1 protein-coding gene is annotated in these 795 nt (G+C 42.3%); it reads left to right on the top strand.

Features of this window, described 5'->3' with window-relative positions:
* Positions 1-132: 132 nt before the first annotated feature.
* Positions 133-795, top strand: a 663-nt coding sequence (modB, locus tag GNE10_RS34905; protein ID WP_185570558.1) for a molybdate ABC transporter permease subunit, incomplete at its 3' end; no start/stop codon positions are given.

Raw genomic sequence — 795 nt, 5'->3', positions numbered from 1 at the left:
GGTTGGGGAGGGGTCTTGTCTATGTGTTGCATTATTTTTTCAAATTGGTATAATTTACCAACTTTTACCAACTTTTTGAAACTAAAGTTGGTAAATTAGGGATTAGTTGAGCTAATTTTTCCCTACGCAACTATGCCATTGGATTTATCGCCGCTTTGGATATCACTGAAAACTTCATTACTTGCGACATTTATTACTTTCTTTTTGGGCATTGCTGCTGCCTACTGGATGTTGGGATATCGTGGCAAAGGAAAATCTTTGATTGAAGGTATCTTTATTGCTCCTTTGATTTTACCGCCCACAGTTGTAGGTTTTTTGTTGTTGCTGTTTTTTGGGAAAAATGGCCCTGTAGGGAAATTAATGCAGACTTTCGACTTCACCATTGTCTTCACTTGGTATGGTGCAGCGATCGCGGCTACAGTCGTTTCTTTTCCGTTAATGTATAAAACTGCACTGGGAGCCTTTGAACAAATAGACAGCAATCTCCTACGAGTAGCCAGAACCCTTGGTGCAACGGAAAGGACAATTTTTTGGCGTATTAGTTTACCCCTAGCACTACCTGGTATTTTAGCTGCCACAACCCTGGCCTTTGCCCGTGCTTTAGGAGAATTCGGCGCAACATTAATGCTGGCTGGTAACATTCCTGGACAAACGCAGACAATCCCAATGGCAATTTATTTTGCTGTGGAAGCGGGAGCGATGAACGAAGCGTGGTTTTGGGCGATCGCAATTATGGTGATTTCTCTATCTGGAATTATTGGGGTTAACTTTTGGCAGGAACTTAGGGAGAAGAGG

Source organism: Nostoc sp. 2RC, from assembly GCF_014222165.1.
GTDB classification, from domain to species: Bacteria; Cyanobacteriota; Cyanobacteriia; order Cyanobacteriales; family Nostocaceae; genus Nostoc; species Nostoc linckia.
Note: the sequence above shows the minus strand (reverse complement) of the source record. Positions and strands in the feature narration are given on the sequence as shown.